This is a genomic window from Acinetobacter sp. YH12132 (assembly GCF_013418645.1).
GTDB classification, from domain to species: domain Bacteria; phylum Pseudomonadota; class Gammaproteobacteria; order Pseudomonadales; family Moraxellaceae; genus Acinetobacter; species Acinetobacter indicus.
In genome coordinates, this window is the sequence record NZ_VPBR01000038.1 from 1 (window position 1) to 1,180 (window position 1,180).

The following is a 1,180-nucleotide window of genomic DNA, read 5'->3' on the forward strand; positions in this document are numbered from 1 at the left end:
CTCTGTACACGACAAAAATAGATAACTCATTGAAATAATGTCACAATAATTGTTTTCTAACGACGAATACTATGACACATCTCAATGAGTTATATCTTATCTTAAACAAATCTCTAAAATGGAACAAGTCACATTTAAAGTGCTTTGCGCTCATCATGCTTGTGATTATTTTAAAGCAAACATGTAATCTTTCTTCTGCATCTAAAGCCTTGCCCATCAAGTGTTTACCACAATCATTTTATCGACGTATGCAGCGCTTCTTTGCAGGTCAGTATTTTGATTATCGTCAAATTTCTCAGTTGATTTTCAATATGTTTTCATTCGACCAAGTGCAACTGACTTTAGATAGAACCAATTGGAAATGGGGAAAACGAAATATTAATATCCTGATGCTCGCAATCGTTTATCGTGGAATAGCGATACCTATCCTTTGGACATTGCTTAATAAACGTGGAAATTCAGATACGAAAGAGCGTATTGCTTTGATTCAACGCTTTATAGCCATTTTTGGTAAAGACCGTATTGTGAATGTGTTCGCAGACAGAGAGTTTATCGGTGAGCAGTGGTTTACATGGTTAATTGAACAAGACATCAACTTCTGCATTCGTGTTAAAAAAACTTCATTGTCACCAATCATTTAGGAAAGAATCATAAAATTAGTGATTTATTTCGCCATCTTAAAGTTGGTCAAATTGAATGTCGTAAACGACGGATTTTGGTTGGTCGGGTGAAACTATATATAAGTGCACTACAGTTAGAAAATGGAGAGCTTTTACTCGTCGTTTCTCCTCAGTTTAATGCCAATGCTATTCAGGATTATGCATTACGCTGGGAAATTGAAACCTTATTCAGTTGTCTCAAAGGACGCGGGTTTAATCTTGAAAATACGCGCTTGACAGACCCTAGACGAGTGAAAAAATTGATTGCGGTGTTAGCTATAAGCTTCTGTTGGTGTTACTTAACGGGTGAATGGCAACATAATCAAAAAAAAGCGATAAAAATAAAGAAGCATGGACGACTCTCAATGAGTTTATTTCGCTATGGTTTAGACTATGTTCAAATGGCGATTCAGCGTTTAATTGGTTTTGGGAAAAAAGAAGAGTTTAAGGAAATTTTGGCAATTTTAAGAAAGCAGAATCCTGATAGGATAAGGGTTCTGTGAAATTTGTCGTGTACAGAG

At 35.8% G+C, this 1,180-nt stretch carries 1 protein-coding gene; it reads left to right on the forward strand.

The annotated features are described in order from the left end of the window. The first annotated feature begins 71 nt into the window (after positions 1-71). Positions 72-1,162 (forward strand): IS4-like element ISAba1 family transposase gene (locus tag FTU67_RS14135; RefSeq protein ID WP_085940648.1). Its coding sequence is split into 2 segments (ribosomal slippage): positions 72-612 and positions 612-1,162, totalling 1,092 coding nucleotides; the frame shifts between segments, so codons are not numbered across the junction. The last annotated feature ends 18 nt before the right edge of the window (positions 1,163-1,180 follow it).